At 61.4% G+C, this 15,531-nt stretch carries 10 protein-coding genes; all 10 read right to left on the bottom strand.

Annotated features, from left to right (window positions below):
* Positions 1-5: 5 nt before the first annotated feature.
* The 10 genes from ACHZCU_RS13910 to ACHZCU_RS13865 all read right to left on the bottom strand — a co-directional run bounded on the left by ACHZCU_RS13910 (position 6) and on the right by ACHZCU_RS13865 (position 15,529).
* Positions 6-2,501 carry a hypothetical protein gene (locus tag ACHZCU_RS13910; RefSeq protein ID WP_319519256.1) on the bottom strand — a complete coding sequence of 832 codons (2,496 nt, stop codon included), beginning with the start codon at positions 2,499-2,501 and terminating at the stop codon, positions 6-8.
* On the bottom strand, positions 2,494-3,753 hold the full coding sequence (locus tag ACHZCU_RS13905; RefSeq protein WP_319519255.1) for an HAD family hydrolase: 1,260 nt from the start codon (positions 3,751-3,753) through the stop codon (positions 2,494-2,496). The genes ACHZCU_RS13910 and ACHZCU_RS13905 overlap by 8 nt, the downstream gene beginning before the upstream one ends.
* Complete coding sequence (locus tag ACHZCU_RS13900) at positions 3,750-4,811, bottom strand: oligopeptide/dipeptide ABC transporter ATP-binding protein (protein WP_319519254.1); 1,062 nt, start codon at positions 4,809-4,811, stop codon at positions 3,750-3,752. Before ACHZCU_RS13900 ends, ACHZCU_RS13905 begins: the two co-directional genes overlap by 4 nt.
* Positions 4,808-5,848 carry an ABC transporter ATP-binding protein gene (locus tag ACHZCU_RS13895; RefSeq protein WP_319519253.1) on the bottom strand — a complete coding sequence of 347 codons (1,041 nt, stop codon included), beginning with the start codon at positions 5,846-5,848 and terminating at the stop codon, positions 4,808-4,810. Before ACHZCU_RS13895 ends, ACHZCU_RS13900 begins: the two co-directional genes overlap by 4 nt.
* Positions 5,849-5,857: 9 nt before the next feature.
* Positions 5,858-6,994 carry an ABC transporter permease gene (locus ACHZCU_RS13890; protein WP_106303435.1) on the bottom strand — a complete coding sequence of 379 codons (1,137 nt, stop codon included), beginning with the start codon at positions 6,992-6,994 and terminating at the stop codon, positions 5,858-5,860.
* Between the two features lie 7 nt (positions 6,995-7,001).
* On the bottom strand, positions 7,002-7,988 hold the full coding sequence (locus tag ACHZCU_RS13885) for an ABC transporter permease (protein ID WP_106303438.1): 987 nt from the start codon (positions 7,986-7,988) through the stop codon (positions 7,002-7,004).
* Positions 7,989-8,096: 108 nt separating this feature from the next.
* Positions 8,097-10,010, bottom strand: a complete 1,914-nt coding sequence (locus tag ACHZCU_RS13880) for an ABC transporter substrate-binding protein (protein ID WP_319519252.1) — start codon at positions 10,008-10,010, stop codon at positions 8,097-8,099.
* Between the two features lie 166 nt (positions 10,011-10,176).
* Entirely contained in the window at positions 10,177-11,232 is a 1,056-nt protein-coding gene (locus ACHZCU_RS13875; protein ID WP_319519251.1) for a LacI family DNA-binding transcriptional regulator, read from the bottom strand.
* Between the two features lie 5 nt (positions 11,233-11,237).
* Positions 11,238-12,458, bottom strand: a complete 1,221-nt coding sequence (locus ACHZCU_RS13870; protein ID WP_319519250.1) for a CehA/McbA family metallohydrolase — start codon at positions 12,456-12,458, stop codon at positions 11,238-11,240.
* Positions 12,459-12,460: 2 nt separating this feature from the next.
* Positions 12,461-15,529 (bottom strand): glycoside hydrolase family 38 C-terminal domain-containing protein, encoded by a 3,069-nt coding sequence (locus ACHZCU_RS13865; RefSeq protein ID WP_319519249.1) that lies wholly within the window; start codon positions 15,527-15,529, stop codon positions 12,461-12,463.
* Positions 15,530-15,531 lie beyond the last annotated feature (2 nt).

Raw genomic sequence — 15,531 nt, 5'->3', positions numbered from 1 at the left:
TCTTTTCAGTTCGATGCCGGTACGGCAGCCGCCGCAAGCCAGCCAATATCGGGCGTTTGTGAAGTTGTCGGAAAGGGTCTGTGGCGACCTTCGACGAACAGACCGTCGCGATAATCAAGCCGCAGCGCCGGCGCGAACGGGCCTTCGCATAAAAGGCCGAGCGGGCTGTCATCGAGGCTGAGCCTTGTATTGTCGGCAAGCGCTGCGACACCGGAGAGGTTCGCACCGGCCAGTTCCCCGACTGTGATTGCCCATCCGGTCTGCTTTCCGTGGACGCGATGTTCAATCCCCGCGCCCGGTCCCTGCAAAACCGGTTCGATCGGCCCCGTCGCCTTCAAGACGATGAAACTGCCGCCCGAACGCAGCGCCAGCCAGTCCGGCCCGGCAATATGTTCGTCGAACACGGCAAGCGGCGCATAGGCATGGGTGAAGGCAAGACGCGGGGCCTCGCCAAGGTCGCTCAGCAGCAGGCAGCAGTTTCGATACTGCCCGACACGCGGCATGGCGCCGTTCCCCGCCCAGTAGGAAGGCCGGTCGGAACCCCAGGGATCATCGGCGCCTGGATGGTTGACCCACACGCGCGCCATCGGGTGACCTGCCGCCTGCACATCAGCAAGATGCTGCTGATGCCCTTTGGCGCCGGGAGCGGCATCAATGCTTGCTGAAAGCTGGATGCCCGCCGTCTTGTAGAGCGCAAGCTGTGCCGCGCGTCCATAACCCTGCACATAGTGTGCGCAAACGGCCTTGCCCGAAGGCGGTGCGACATAATCGCCAAGCCCGTCCGGCGGGCGATAATCACCGGTGCAGAACATCGGCAGCGCGGCCACGCCGCGATTGAACCAGCCCGTTCCAAAAGCGATGGTGGCGAAGGGCGCAAGCTCGCTGAGCGGCCCGGCGCGCAACTCCTTGTCATAGGCCCGGCCCATCGTGCCAGCGGCAACGCCGTTGATCGCATGAAGCGCGATCATCGTGAACAGCCGGTCGAGAACCGTTTCGGCCCGCCGTTTCAAACCATCCCCGGCAAAGTGCTGAAGCGCCAGAAGGCCGATAAAATCGATCGGGTAATAGGCCGCCGAATTCCATTCTGCGAGACCATGCGCCTCAATGGCATCGAACCAGCGTTCCAGCCGCGTTTCGGCAAGAACCGCGTGTTCCGCGCCGGTGAGCCCCGAATTGGCGAACGCGGAACCGGCGAAGAACCGCCCCGCGATCAGTTCTGCAACGTGGAAACACAGAACGTGGTTTTCGCTCCAGAACCACATGGCATCATTGCCGGGTTCATCCATCCAGTAGCGATATCCGAGGAAAGCCGCTTCGATCCGTGTCCGCAGTGCCTCGGGAAGGGCTTCGCGATATTCGCCGTAAATCCATAACAGCGGCACGATCACGAAATCGGAGCAGTCCCGTCGCGTATCGATGGCGTCGAGCGTATCGTCGAGTGCGGCATGATCGCCGTCGTCGAAATCAAGACCGAGCGCGAGGCGCGCCAGCACCCGCCCGACCCTGAGCTCCCCCTTGTCTGCCAGATAGGAAAGACCCGCCTTCTTGCGCGCGGCAAGATCACCGGCAAGCTGATGCGGCGTCTCATCGCGCAGAAGTGCAAAGGCGATATGACGGCTGATGTGGCTTTCGCCGAGCGAAAACGCGATATCGAGTTCGTGGTAGCCGTCGGGAAGGTCACGCGGCAATTCGAAATCCACTTGCGTGCCGCCATTCTCAAGTGTCGAAACGGCCTCGAACAGCGGCGGCAAATGGCGCATGTGCACGCTCTGGCGCACCTTTGCCTGAACCGTGACAGCGGCTTCCGCCGGCCGGTCGACGACAAGCCGCAGGTTCTCGCCTTCGCCGCAGACGATCCCGGCAGGGCGAATGGCGCGCGCAAGATCCATCAGCATTTCAAGCGACTGCCCGTCGGCATTGCCGGGCACTTCGGCAAAAAGCGTCCCCGCGCCAAGCCATGTCAGTTCGGCGAAATAATTGGTATCGCGCTCGGCCATCTCCTCGACCAGCATCACCAGATCGGAGCCGCCTTCGGCAAGCGGCAGGACCAGTTCCGTCTCCTGCGCCTCGTTGCGGGTATAGGGCTCGAAAGCGGTTATCCGCACGCCATCGACAAAAACATGCACGCCACCGCAGGTCGCCAGACGAAACGGATAGCGCCCGGCTTCAGGCGCAACCAGCCGGGTGCGCACCCAGCGGGAAAGCCGTGTCGGGCGATGCCAGAAACCGGAAAATTCGAGCCGCCGGTTAAAGCCCGGCAGGTTGGTCGAAACGATCTCGAAATCGTCCTCCAACGCAACCGTGCGGGTGGCGATTTCCTGACGCAGCGCCGTCCGGCAGGGCAGTTCGCCGACATCGACAAAACCGTTGATGAATTTGTAGTCGACATTGTCCGTCCCGCGCGTCACCGCGCCGGGATAGTAACGGGCCTCAAGCGGCCCCAGCGCAAAGGCGGTTACCGTCTCGCCGGTGCGGCTGGCAAAACGCGCAGCATCACTCATGGGCTGTTTCCCTTTCTGGCAAGGCAAGTTCGATGGCTTCGATCATCGCCACCAGTTGCTCGAGACGGTCGATCCGGAAATCCGGCACTTCCTGCGGCGTGGCGGGCTGGTGCGACCGCCGCTTCGACCATGCGACGAACAGGCTGATCAGGCCGAATTCATTGGCGCCGCAGATATCACGCGAAAGATTGTTGCCGACCATGACGATATGCGGTTTCGCAGCCTCTCCCAGATCAAGCCCGGCAAGCGCTGCTGCAAACATTTTCCGCGACGGCTTGTGCGCACCGACATCGCCGGAGATCACATGGGTTTCCATCAACTCCCAGATGCCGCGCGGCTTCAACATGTTCTCGAAGGTTTCGCGCGGGCCGTCGGCCACCAGCGCCAGCCTGTAGCCACACTCATGAAGCGCGCGAACGGCATCCATGGCGAAGGGGATTTCCTCTGCCGTGATGACCACCTCACTGCCGGGGCGCTTGACCTCCGTAGCCTCGTCAATCAGCGTATCGCCACAATCGAGAAGGATGGCTTCAAGATGCGGCACCCTATCCAAAAGCGCTGAAATCAACGCCTGCATCCGCTTCGGGATCCACTGTTCCAGCGCCGTCCATGGAACAAGGGCCGGCTCGGCAGCCGGAGCGGGAAAATCGAAACGCGGCACGAAGGCCGCCCGTTTCATGGCAAGCCGCGCCAGACGGTGCTGCTCCGCGGTTGCCGACCATGCACCGTTTTCAGCAAAGGTATTGCCCAGGTGAATACCGCCTGCACCTGCATCGGCACCGCACATTTCGGCAATCCTGGCACCCGCGATAGCGCGCATGATGCGTGAAACACCCCAGATCGCATGTTTGCCCGGCTCCACATAAAGCACCGGGCGCGTGCCCCGCATTTCCGGCAATCCACGGCCGTCGTCGATGGCGACCCGCATGCCATGCATCGACCCTTCCACGCGGGCAACCGCGCCTCCAGCATCGACATGCACCCAGACATGTTCAAGGTCGTAGAGATGCTGGATATCCCAGTCATGCCAAACCGCATATTCGATCACCATGCCGCCCGGCAGCGGAGCGATATGGAATTTCGAGGAGGGAGACTTTCCGGCCGTGCGGATCACGCTGTAGCCGAGCGCCAGCGGTGGTGCCGGTTCCGCGCTGTCCAGCATCAGCACCGGCTTCAGCCGTTCCGCCAGATCGTAATCATCATCACGCACGCCTTCAGGCGGCGCGGGCTCGGCCGGAGAAAACAAGATCATGCGTCCGCCCCCTGATCCTCGCCCACGCCCTGCAGGGTCAGCGCTTCAGCGTGGTGACAGCGCACGTCACGGCCATCGACGCTGCGCAGTTCAGGCTTTTCGCGGCTGCATCGTTCGGTGGCATAGGCGCAGCGGGGATGAAAGGCACAGCCGGATGGCGGGTCGGAGGCATCCGGCACCTCGCCCTTCAGAACACCGCGTTTTTCAGCAGAGCGTTTGCGCGGATCGGGCTGCGGCACCGCACCCAGCAGCGCCTCGGTATAGGGATGGCGCGGGCGGGAAAACAACCGCTCGGTCTCGCCCAGTTCCACGATCTGGCCGAGATACATCACCGCAATCCGGTCGGAGATATGCTCGACCATGCCGAGGTCGTGGGTGATGAACAGATAGGTCAGGTGAAACTGTTCCTGCAGGTCCTGCAGAAGATTGATGTTCTGGGCCGCCACCGAAACGTCGAGCGCGGACACCGCCTCGTCTGCCGCGATGAAGGCAGGCGACAGCGCCAGTGCGCGGGCAATGCCGATCCTCTGGCGCTGGCCTCCGGAAAAGGCATGCGGATAGCGCGAGGCATATTCGGGCCTGAGCCCGACAAATGACAGCAGTTCGCCGACCCGCTTGGCGATCTCGTCCTTCGAATAGCCATGCACCACCATCGGCTCTCCGATCAGGTCGAGCAGTGTCATGCGCGGATTGAGCGATGAATAGGGGTCCTGAAAGATCATCTGCATTTCGCGGCGGACGGGACGCAATTCCTTGTCGCCCATCGCCGAGATATCGACGACCCGGCCGTCATTTTCGCGAAACAGGATCTGGCCGTCGGTCAGCGTATAGGCGCGCAGGATCAGCCGGGCGACGGTCGATTTTCCCGATCCGCTTTCGCCGACAAGGCCAAAGGTCTCGCCCTTGCGGATATCGAAACTGACATCGTCAACGGCGCGCAGAACCTTCAGTTCGCGCCCCTTGTGCCCGCTCTTCACGGTAAAATGCTTCTTCAGACCGCGAACGGAAATCAGCACGTCATCCGGCATGGTCGCTGTCATGATCTTCGCCTCGCTCATGTTCCGGCCTCCGGCAGTTTTCCGGCGAAATGACAGAGCGCCTCCTGGCCCCGGTCGAAAGGCACGCGCGGCGGCGTTCTGGCTGCACAGACCGATGGATCGGCATAATCGCAACGCGTGTGGAACACACAGCCGGAGGGGATGTTGTAGGGGTCTGGCACCGAACCCTTGATGACACTCAGCCGGCGCTGTTTCTTCTGGCCGAGGCGTGGAATGGAACCGAGAAGCGCCCGCGTATAGGGGTGCTGGGGGCGATAGAAGATGTCATCGACCAGCCCCGTTTCCACGACCCGGCCGAGATACATCACCGCCACCCGGTCGGCGATATCGGCAACGACGCCGAAATTATGGGTGATGAACACGATCGCCATGCCGAGTTCCTGCTGCAGCGATTTCAGCAGTTCGAGGATCTGCGCCTCGGTGGTCACATCGAGCGCCGTCGTCGGCTCGTCGGCAATCAGAAGCGCGGGATCGCAGGCAAGCGCGAGCGCGATCATCGCACGCTGGCGCATGCCGCCGGAAAGCTGATGCGGGTAGCTGTCGAGCAGGCGCTCGGGCTGCGGCAGCTGAACGCGAGCCAGAAGATCACGGGCGCGCGCACGCGCCTCCTCCTTGCTGACGCGGCGATGCAGCATGACGGTGCGCATGATCTGGGTGCCGATCGAATGCACCGGCGAAAGCGCGGTCATCGGCTCCTGAAACACCATGCCGATGCGCCCGCCCCTGAGCCTGCGCATCAGCCGGCTGTCGCGCGAAAGCCCGTCCAGCCGGTATTCGGTATCGCCGTCCGGGTTGAAGCGGATTTCGCCGCTGCCCTCCTCGGCATTTCGGGCCAGCAACCGCATGATCGCCCGGACCGTCACCGATTTGCCGGAGCCGCTCTCGCCGACAATGCCCAGAACCTCGCCGCGATTGACGTGGTAGTTGACGCCGTCGACGGCCTTCACCAGCCCGTCGCGGGTCTTGAAGGCCACTTCGACATCGTCGAGCTGCAGCAGACGTTCCGGCGGCATTGTATTCTTCGTCTTGTCCAGCATGGCAGTCACCTATTGTCCATAAGGATCGGCCGCATCGCGCAGACCGTCACCGAGGAAATTGAAGGCCAGCACGACCGCGACCACGGCAAGACCGGGTGCAAGCAGCCAGGGGGCGAGCGAAATGGAGCGGAGGTTCTGCGCATCCTGCAGCAGAACGCCCCACGAGACGACCGGCGGGCGCAGACCCAACCCAAGGAAGGACAGCGCCGTCTCGCCGAGGATCATCTCCGGCACGGCCAGCGTCATCGCCGCAATGATGTAGGAGGTCATCGCCGGCAGCATGTGCTTGGTGATCACGCGATATTCGGAAGCCCCGGCAAGGCGCGCGGCCATCACATAATCTTCCGATTTCAGCGACAGGAAACGGCCGCGCACGACACGCGCCAGATGCGTCCAGCCAATCAGTGCCAGGATGAGGGTGATCAGCACATAGACGAACAGCGGATCCCAGGCGATCGGCAAGGCGGCGGCAAGCCCCATCCACAACGGGATCGTCGGCACCGAGCGGATGAACTCCATCATGCGCTGGATCGCCGTATCGACAAAGCCGCCGTAATAACCCGAGATCGAGCCGAAGAAGAGGCCGAGCACAAAAGCAAAGAACACGCCGATCAGCCCCGCCGAAAGCGTGACGCGGGCGCCATAGACCAGACGCGAAAACAGGTCGCGCCCCAGCGCATCCGTGCCCAGAAGATTGACCTTCTGACGACGCGCATCGATGCCGAAGAGATGAAGGTCGGCCTTCCAGATGCCCCAGAACCTGTATTTCTCGCCCTCCACGAAAAACCGGATCGGCAGCGGTTTGGACTTGTCGACCACATAGGTGACACGGGCCGTTTCGGGATCACGTGTGCGTTTCAATTCATAGACAAAGGGCCGCGTCAGCGAACCGTCGTGAACAAAGCGGACCATCTGCGGCGGTACGAAGGTTTCCAGCCTTTCGATGGAATCGGGCGCGTAGGGCGCGACAATTTCGGCAAAGATCGCCGTGATATAGGCAAGCACCAGGAAGATCAGCGAAATCAGGGCAAGCCGGTGCTGACGGAAGCGCCACCACATCAGCTTCCACGAATTGGCGGTGTAGATACTCTGCTCGGCAGCCGCCAGTTCGTTTTCTTCTGCGTAAACTGAGGTTTCGTAGGTCATGACGGCCTCACGCGTATCGGATGCGCGGGTCGGACCACGCGAGAAGAATGTCGGACAACAGCGTGCCGATGACGGTGAAGATGCTGAGGATCAGGATGAAGGCGCCGGCGAGATACATGTCCTGCATCTTCAGTGCCTGCAGCATCAGCGGCCCCGTGGTCGGCAGATTGAGCACGACGGCGGTGATCACGTCTCCGGAAAACAGCGCGGGCAAGGCCCATCCCACTGTCGAGATGAAGGGGTTGAGGGCAACGCGAACGGGATAGCCCCAGACCACCTGCCGCTCGGAAAGACCCTGCGCATAGGCCGTCTCGACATAGGGTTTGCCCAGTTCATCCAGCATATTGGCGCGCATCACCCTGATGAGGCCGGCCGCGCCGCCGGTTGCCAGAACCACAATCGGGATCCAGACATGCTCCAGAACATTGCCGATCTTTGCCAGACTGAGCGGCGCGCCCTCAAAACGCGGCGAGATCAGGCCGCCGACATCGATGTTGAGCCAGGCAAAGCCGATCCACATCAGGATCAGCGCCAGCAGGAAATCGGGGATACCCTTGCCGAGAAAGCCAAAGACGGTGAACACGTAATCCAGAAGCGAATATTGCCGCTGGGCCGAATAGACGCCAATCGGGATGGCGATGATCCAGGTAAAGACCAGCGACAGCGAGGACAGAAGCAGCGTCAGCGCCAACCGCCCCCAGATCAGATCGGAAACCGGCGCATTCCAGTGGAAGGACTGCCCGAAATCGCCATGCAGCACGATATTGCCGATCCAGCGCACATACTGAACAAGGATCGGATCATTCAGCCCGAGCCGGGTGCGGATCGCTTCTTCCTGGGCGGCGGTGATGTACTCACCGCTGTTGCGCAGTTCGGCGGCATAGGCGGTGACATAGTCTCCCGGCGGAAGCTGAATGATAATGAAGGATATGAAGGAAACGACGATCAGGGTGGGAATTGCCCACAAAAGCCGTCTCCAGAGGAAGTTTGCCATCGTCTGCTCTCCGCACTGCCACCCACCGGCCGCCCGTGACCAAACGGGCGGCCGGCCGGCTCCGCATGATCGCGGAACCCTTGCTCGGGAGGGAGCTTCGTCTTTCGGTTACTGCTGGTTCTGGTCGATCCAGAACTGCTGGGTCTGACCAAAACCAATGCCACGCGTGACATCGTCCTGAATGAGACCGTCTCGAACGTTCATGAAGTCGTTCTTCACGATCATCGGAGCCTTCTCCTCGCCGACCAGGCCGATGACATAGCCCTCCTCGACGAATGTACCGATCAGGTCATTGAGGGCGGCATCCGCTTCCTCGACGGAGCTGGCAACCGACGCCTTTTCCCAGTCGGCCCAGATCGAGCGGATCGGGTCGTCGGCCGGCGGCTCAATGCCGCTTTCCCCGCCGGTTTCGTACCAGGCGTAATATTGCTGTGCGTAGCCGTCATTGCCCATCATGTTGCGGGGATCGGCGGAAACCACCGAAAGGCGGTCGACCGGCGTGTACTGAAGCTGGAAATTGTTGTTGTCGCGATTGTCGTCCCACTGGGTGCGGTCGATGATGCGCGGCAGCAGTTCGATGCCGATATCGCTGTAGTAATCGGCCGCAACTTCAAGAATCGGCGCGGCATAATCCTGATAGGCTTCCACCACGATCTGCAGGCGCTGACCGTTGGGCAAAAGGCGAAAATCGCTGTCATCACGCTCGGTCAGGCCGAGCCCGTCCAGAAGCTCATCAGCAAGGTCCGGATCATACTCCGCCCAATGCGCTTCCCAGTCGGCATTGAAATACGGTGATCCCGAGACCGGCGAAACGGAACGCGCCTCGCCAAGGCCTGCAAAGCCGAGTTCATTGATCGTTTCCCGGTCAATGCCGACCGACAGCGCATGACGGAAATCCCTGTTGTTGAAAAGCGTGTTCAGCTGTTCATCCGTCGTATTCAGGTTCGGAACGAAGGACCAGACATTGGCCGATTTTCCGGTGGCAACATGATAGCCGCCCTTGTCCTCGTTCTCCTTGAAGAAAGTGAAGTCACTCGAATTGACGTAGCGCATCTGCATGTCGATCTGCCCCTGAACGATCATCAGATTGAACGCGTCCGCGGCCTCAAACAGGCGGTGCTCGATCCGGTCGATATAGGGCAGTTGATTGCCATCCTGATCGACGGCCCAGTAATAGGGATTGCGCACCATGGTAACGACATTGCCGGGGGCCGGCGTTTCGATCTTCCAGGCGGTGATGACCGGCAGGTCCGGGTTCTGCCACCACGAGGTGACCGGCCCCTTGGAGCCCCACAGATCGCTCCAGCGCTGAACGCCGAATTCCTTTGCCGCCCCGGCAAGGTCGTCTTCGTTCGCATAGTGATCGTTGTACTGGCTCAGATAATGCTTCGGAAACAGGAAGGACGGGCGGTCGAGGCTGGGCTCGCCGGTCGAATCCTTCGCCAGAATGTTCAGGAAATAGACATAGGGCTGGGCAAAGCTGACGGTGAAGGTGCGATCATCCTCGACCTCGAGCTTCATCGGCTCGCCGCCCGGCGCGAAGGTCGGATCGATCGTCGGCGTCAGCGCCTTGTTCAGAAAAACGTCCTTGTACCAGAATTCGACATCTTCGGTCGTGACCGGCTCGCCGTCGGACCATTTCAGCCCGTCAAGCAGCGTGAAGGTGAATTCGGTGGAATCCTCATTGACCGAATAGCTTTCGATATAGGCAGGAACCAGCGAGATATTGCCCTCGGCATCGGGCACATATTTCAGCACGCGCTCCTCAAGCAGCTTGGTCGGCCCCCAGCGGTCGCCCGGGCCGCGATAGGCGCGGTGCCATACGCCGCCATACTGGCCGACTTCAACGGCATCGACCACGGACGGCTCGACAGGAAGACGCTCGTCGACAGGCGGCAGCTCGCCGGCATCCACCTGGGCCTTCAGCATTGGCGCTTCCTGAAAGGCAAAGGCTGCCTGCGGCAGAGCCGTTCCCGCAAGAAGGGTCAGCATCAGCGGACCCGATAATAAAAAATTTTTCATAAATTCCCTCCCATCAAAAGATCGAACAGTACGGAGAACTCCCAATCACCGAACTTTACATCAATTCCAGTCTCTTTTTAGCAGGCGTATCCCGGCCTTAGCAATAAAAAAATTCCAGAAACGTGGAACACGTTCCATTTCAAATCATGAAAAATTTTTTATCTATTTATTTGAACACCTTCGGATCGACTGCAGCAACACTGTCCCGCAGAACGATATCGCACCCAAGCTCAAGACGCTGGGCGGCACGCGGCACCGCGCCGCTGTTGGCGCGCGCCTCCAGAAGATCAAGCGCAGACCGGCCGAACTGTTCGAGTGGAACGGAAACGGTGGTCAGCGGCGGACTGTGCAGCTCCCCGAGCGCCACGCCGTCGAACCCCATGACCGAAATATCCTCCGGCACGCGGTATCCCGCACGTTTGAGCGCGCGCATGGCCCCGAAGGCAAGATTGTCGGCGGCACAGAAAAGCGCGGTTGCCCCGTCAAGATCAGGATGCGCCGCCAGCCATGTCGCCAGTGCTTCGTCCCCGTGCTGCGGCTCGAAACCTGCCGCCGGGACGATAATGGCATCCTCCAGCGGCAGGCCACGTTCGCGAAAAGCATCGAGAAATCCGTCGAGGCGACGCTCCACGGTCTTGCGGCCGGTCCATGTCAGGTGAATGATCCGCAAATGCCCCTTGTCCATCATCAGCTTGGCGGCCTTCAGCGCGGCAAACCGGTTCCCCGGCGTCACGCTGTCGATGTGCATGTTCGGGTCCTCGCCATTGATCAGCACGGCCGGCATGCCGGAACGGCCAATCGTGTCGAGAAGCGCACTGCGGTCGTCATTGATGACGATGATGCCATCCACTTTCGCCGCCCGCGCGGCCGCATCCACGGCACCGACCGGATCATCCCGGCCGAGCGTATGCGGCACGAGGCGCACGCCGCGCGCCTCGCAGTCGCGGGTCAGCGCATTGAGGATTGTCCAGGAAACCAGATTGACGTCGCTGTCGGGCAGCGCATCTTCGGGCACGGCAAGCAGGACCTTGTTGACGGCATTGACCGAAGCCCGCGCCGAACGCCGCGCCAGATAGCCGAGCTCGCGGGCGGCATCGAGCACGCGCGCGCGCACTTCCTCCGAAATCGGCGCCGTGCCGTTCAGCACATGCGACACCGTTGAAATCGCCACACCTGCGCGTTCGGAAACCTCGCGCATGCCAACCTTTTCGCCCTTGGCCATCGTCGTCAGTCCACATAGATCGGATTGCTGAAAAGGCACGGGGCATCCCCGCGCCAGACTTCCGTGCGCAGGAAGCCGCCATCAAGAGGTGCCTCGACAAGCTGTATCTCGCTTTCCGCCTCAATTGTCCGGATCACGCCTGCCCGGGAAATCAACCGGATTTCATCGCCTCTGGCAAGGCCTTCGAAACCAAGCCCGACGGCCTGCCCGCTCCGGCCGGAAGCGCCGAACATCGGAGTATCGTCAAGCGGGAACACCATGGTTTCATCCGGCGCAGATGTGACGACATTGGCGCCCGCACGCACTGCTTCCAGAATGCCGGCGACAGAGTGCGTTGCGACATGAAGCCGGTTGGCCGGGCGGCCGTGGCGGCGTCGGTTTTTGAGGTGAAAATCGCTGCCGCCGGTACAGGCAAGCCGTTTTCCGGCAACAAGCTGCTCCTGCCAGAAGGCCACCGCCTCGACATTGTGTTGCGCCCAGTTCCCATTCCAGATTTCCAGCGCATGAAGCGGCACATCGATCCCGCACTGCCAGCGCCCGCCGGCAGAGGCCTGGAACGGATGATTGACGACAATCGTCGCCCCGTTCTCACACGCCTCGGCCATCTTCATCGGCACATCTTCCGGCGCGTAACACCGCCAGTCATCCACCGGATCGGCAAGCCCGAGAAAATTCGTATGCCCCCAATAGCTTGTCAGCTCCATGGCATCGATCACCAGAATGCCGGGACTATCCGGCTTCACCCGGTTCTGCGCGGTGGTGTTATGGTCGGTCAGTGCCACGAAATCGCAGCCGGACATGCGTGCGCGATGAATCGCCTCACCAACCAGAACACCGCCGTCGGAATGTTCGGTATGACTGTGCAACTCGCCGGCAAGCCAGCGGGCACGGCGCGGCACAAGCCGGATCGACAGGTCGACCCAGCATTGCGGCCCAACCCGGACAACGCCAAGCACGACATGCCAGCGACCGTTAAGCGGACCGGCCTTGTAACCGGGCGCGGCATGGTCTTCAGCCACAAAGATGTGCCCGTATTCGGCACCGGTCCAGCCACGGATCCGCCCTTCATGGGCAAGGCCAATATCGATGACGCTACCCTCTGCGCCGGTCGGAAACACATAGGAAACCTCGATACGCTCAATGTCTGCTCCGACATTGAAGGGAACTTCGATAAAGGATTTATCGCCACCGGGAAAATCGGTGATCCTGTACGTGAAAACGTCCAAGGTCAGTGCCTCCCTCTCAGTCTCAGCGTCTTGATTTCAAACGGCGCGAGGTTGAGGGTGACAGCCTGCCCCTCCAGAACAAGCGCCTCTCCTGCCTCTTCCAGCAGATCAGTCTCCGCCACCGCAACGATATCGTCGGCAAATTCGAGCCTGACCGCCTGCCGGGCACCGTGACGCTCCCAGAGCCGCAGCACCAGACCGTCGCCATCTTCGGCACGTTTGACAGCCTCGATCGCAATTGCGGCATTATCGACAGTCACGGGCGCAACCGGATCGGAAGAACCGGTATGCCCCTCGCCTTCGATCAGGTTGAATGGATGATTGAAGACTTCCGCCGCCATCGAGACTGCCGACCCGTCGATGCCGTGATGGGGCATCATGCCATAGCGGAAGCGGTGCTCTCCCTGATCGGCCTCAGGCCACGGATAGGTCGGGGAGCGCAGCAGCGTCAGCCGCAGCGTCGTGTCGCGGGCGTCATAGCCATATTTGCAATCATTGAGAAAGGCGACGCCGAAGCCGCGCTCCGACAGCGAAACCCAGCGATGCATCGGACTTTCAAACCGCGCCTGATCCCAACTGGTATTGGCGTGGGTCGGCCGGGCGACATGGCCGAACTGGATCTCGGCCTCGACCTCGGCCGTGCGCACGGCAAGGGGAAAGGCCGCTTTCAACAGCGTATTATGTTCATGCCAGTCGATGAACGTATCGAATGTCAGGACTGCGCTTTCGGCCTCAAGCGAGACAATCTGGACGATACGGGAGCTTTCATAGGCCCACTCCAGGCGCAGTGCCGCACGGTAAGGCCCGGTCTCCACCACCGCGGCACTGACGAGGTCATCGATTTCAAACACCTGATCTTCGAAATTGCTGTCTATATCCCAGGCATCATACTGCGCGGGAAGATCACGAAACGCCTGAAGCCGGTTTCCGCAACCGGTTTTCAGGCATTCGCGGGCTGTTGTCTTTTCGACAAAGGATGAAAGCCGCCCGTTTGCATCGAATTCGGCACGGACACGATCGTTTTCCAGAAGCCCCGGCGAGACATGAAGCGGCGTCGCACCGGAGGCCGCAGCCTCGGCAGAGCGCAATGCAAGCCGGCATGCGCCAAGCCCCGGAACGGGATCAACCGGCACCGCCTGCCGGCGCGCACCATTGGCAGAGACCACCGTCTGCGATGCGCGGCCGGCAAGTTCGACCGGCCCATCGGCATCGAGAACAGCAAGCCCGCCGCGCGGCCGGGCAAACGGGTTGACGGCGAGCATCTCGCCTTTTCCGGCAAGCGTGCCGGCAAGCCTTTTGCGCAGCAGTTCCGCACGCGCAAAGAAGGTCGCGTAATCCTCGGCGCTGTCGTCATAAACGAGCCCTATCGACGAGCCCGGCAGGATATCGTGAAACTGGTTCAACAACGCAATATCCCAGAGGACCGCAAGCTCATCGGACGGATAATCCGCGCTGCCGGAGCGCCAGCACAGCGCGGCCAGCGTCTCAAGCTCGCGCAGCATGGCTTCGGCCCGCCGGTTATCGCGCTTCACCTTGGCAACGGAGGTAAAGGTGCCGCGGTGAAACTCGAGATAAAGCTCTCCCACCCAGACGGGGTAATCGGATGGCGTTGCGTGCATGCGCGTGACGATACGCTCAAGCACGGGGGCCATGAAACCCTGCGACACTCTCGGGCAGCCGGGAATACCGCGCTCCATGCGGCGGATATGCTCCAGCATCTCCCGCGTCGGCCCGCCACCGCCATCCCCGAAACCATAGACCAGAAACAATTCGTCATTAGTCTGTTTCTGCGCATAGCGCCGCCAGGCGCCCATCACATGGCTCGCCTTCAGGTCCGGGCAATAGGTGGTGTTGATCGAGGCGCTGTCGGCAGACTGCGTGGTCAGGAAATAGGTCGGGGCCTGCGTGCCGTCGATGCCCTGCCAGAAGAAGGTTTCATTCGGCATCCGGTTGGTGTCATTCCACGACATCTTGTGGGTTACGAACACCGAAAGCCCGGCAAGTTTCATGATCTGTGGAATGGCCGCGCTGTAACCGAACGTATCCGGCAGCCAGAGAATGCGCGGGCGCACCCCGAATTTCTGCTCATGGTAGCGAACGCCGCGCAGCACGTGGCGCACCAGCGCCTCCCCACCCGTGATATTGGCATCCGGCTCCAGCCAGAGCGCGCCCTCGATCTCGAACCGGCCGGCCTTGTGCTGCGCGCGAATGCCGGCAAACAGCGCCGGATAATCCTGCTCCAGATAGTCGAGCAACAGGCCCTGATTATACATGAAGCGGTATTCGGGATATTCACGCATCAAATGCAGCGCGGTGGCCATCGAGCGCGCCATTTTCTGCCGCGTCTCGCGGATGCGCCAGAGCCAGGCGACATCGATATGGGTATGGCCCGTGACCGTGACATGCGGGGCGATTTCGGTATCCGCAGCGGCGTAGATCCGGTCTGCGATGTCACGCGCCCCGTCGAGACTGGCGGAAAAGCGCTCCCGGTTTCCCGGCCGGAAATCGACCGCGTTCACCGCGTCATGAACCGTCTTGAGAATGAAATCACGGCGGTGATCGTTGACACCGAGATGTTCGGCCACATCAAGCGGCGCGCGCAGGTCGTAGTAAAGCGCCTCCACCGCGAGATCGTGCACGAGAAGACGCCCGCCAAAACCGAGCTGCCGGCGATCCTCGATCGTGCCGGCCTCGATCATGATATCGAAAACCGTGCCCGCACGCGCGGCCGACGTCAGCAGGATTTCGCGATGGTTATAATCGGCCGCCTGAACGATTTCGCCATTGACCCTGACCAGACATTGCGGGTCCGAACGCCCCATGACCCGGCCGAACATCGCCTCGATACCGAGGCATATCCGCCTGCCCTCAAGCTCTTCCGGCACGGTGACACGGCCTGCAAACCAGAAATAGCTTTGCGGCGCGCCCCAGACCGTATCGGGGGTGACGTCCGTCCAGTCAGGCCATGGCCCGGCAAGCATATGGTCGCGCTTTTCCGGCGGACCCTCGCTGAACCGAAAATCGACGGTTGTCCGGGTGGCCGTGAATATGCGCTCCCCCAGCAACGCCACGA

It is taken from the genome of uncultured Martelella sp., from assembly GCF_963677965.2.
Lineage (GTDB): Bacteria > Pseudomonadota > Alphaproteobacteria > Rhizobiales > Rhizobiaceae > Martelella > Martelella mangrovi.
Note: the sequence above shows the minus strand (reverse complement) of the source record. Positions and strands in the feature narration are given on the sequence as shown.

Coding starts and splice junctions, on each gene's coding strand:
- ACHZCU_RS13910 (WP_319519256.1), bottom strand. CDS start 2,501: ATGAGTGATGCTGCGCGTTTTGCCAGCCGCACCGGCGAGACGGTAACC.
- ACHZCU_RS13895 (WP_319519253.1), bottom strand. CDS start 5,848: ATGCTGGACAAGACGAAGAATACAATGCCGCCGGAACGTCTGCTGCAG.
- ACHZCU_RS13875 (WP_319519251.1), bottom strand. CDS start 11,232: ATGGCCAAGGGCGAAAAGGTTGGCATGCGCGAGGTTTCCGAACGCGCA.
- ACHZCU_RS13880 (WP_319519252.1), bottom strand. CDS start 10,010: ATGAAAAATTTTTTATTATCGGGTCCGCTGATGCTGACCCTTCTTGCG.
- ACHZCU_RS13885 (WP_106303438.1), bottom strand. CDS start 7,988: ATGGCAAACTTCCTCTGGAGACGGCTTTTGTGGGCAATTCCCACCCTG.
- ACHZCU_RS13905 (WP_319519255.1), bottom strand. CDS start 3,753: ATGATCTTGTTTTCTCCGGCCGAGCCCGCGCCGCCTGAAGGCGTGCGT.
- ACHZCU_RS13890 (WP_106303435.1), bottom strand. CDS start 6,994: ATGACCTACGAAACCTCAGTTTACGCAGAAGAAAACGAACTGGCGGCT.
- ACHZCU_RS13900 (WP_319519254.1), bottom strand. CDS start 4,811: ATGAGCGAGGCGAAGATCATGACAGCGACCATGCCGGATGACGTGCTG.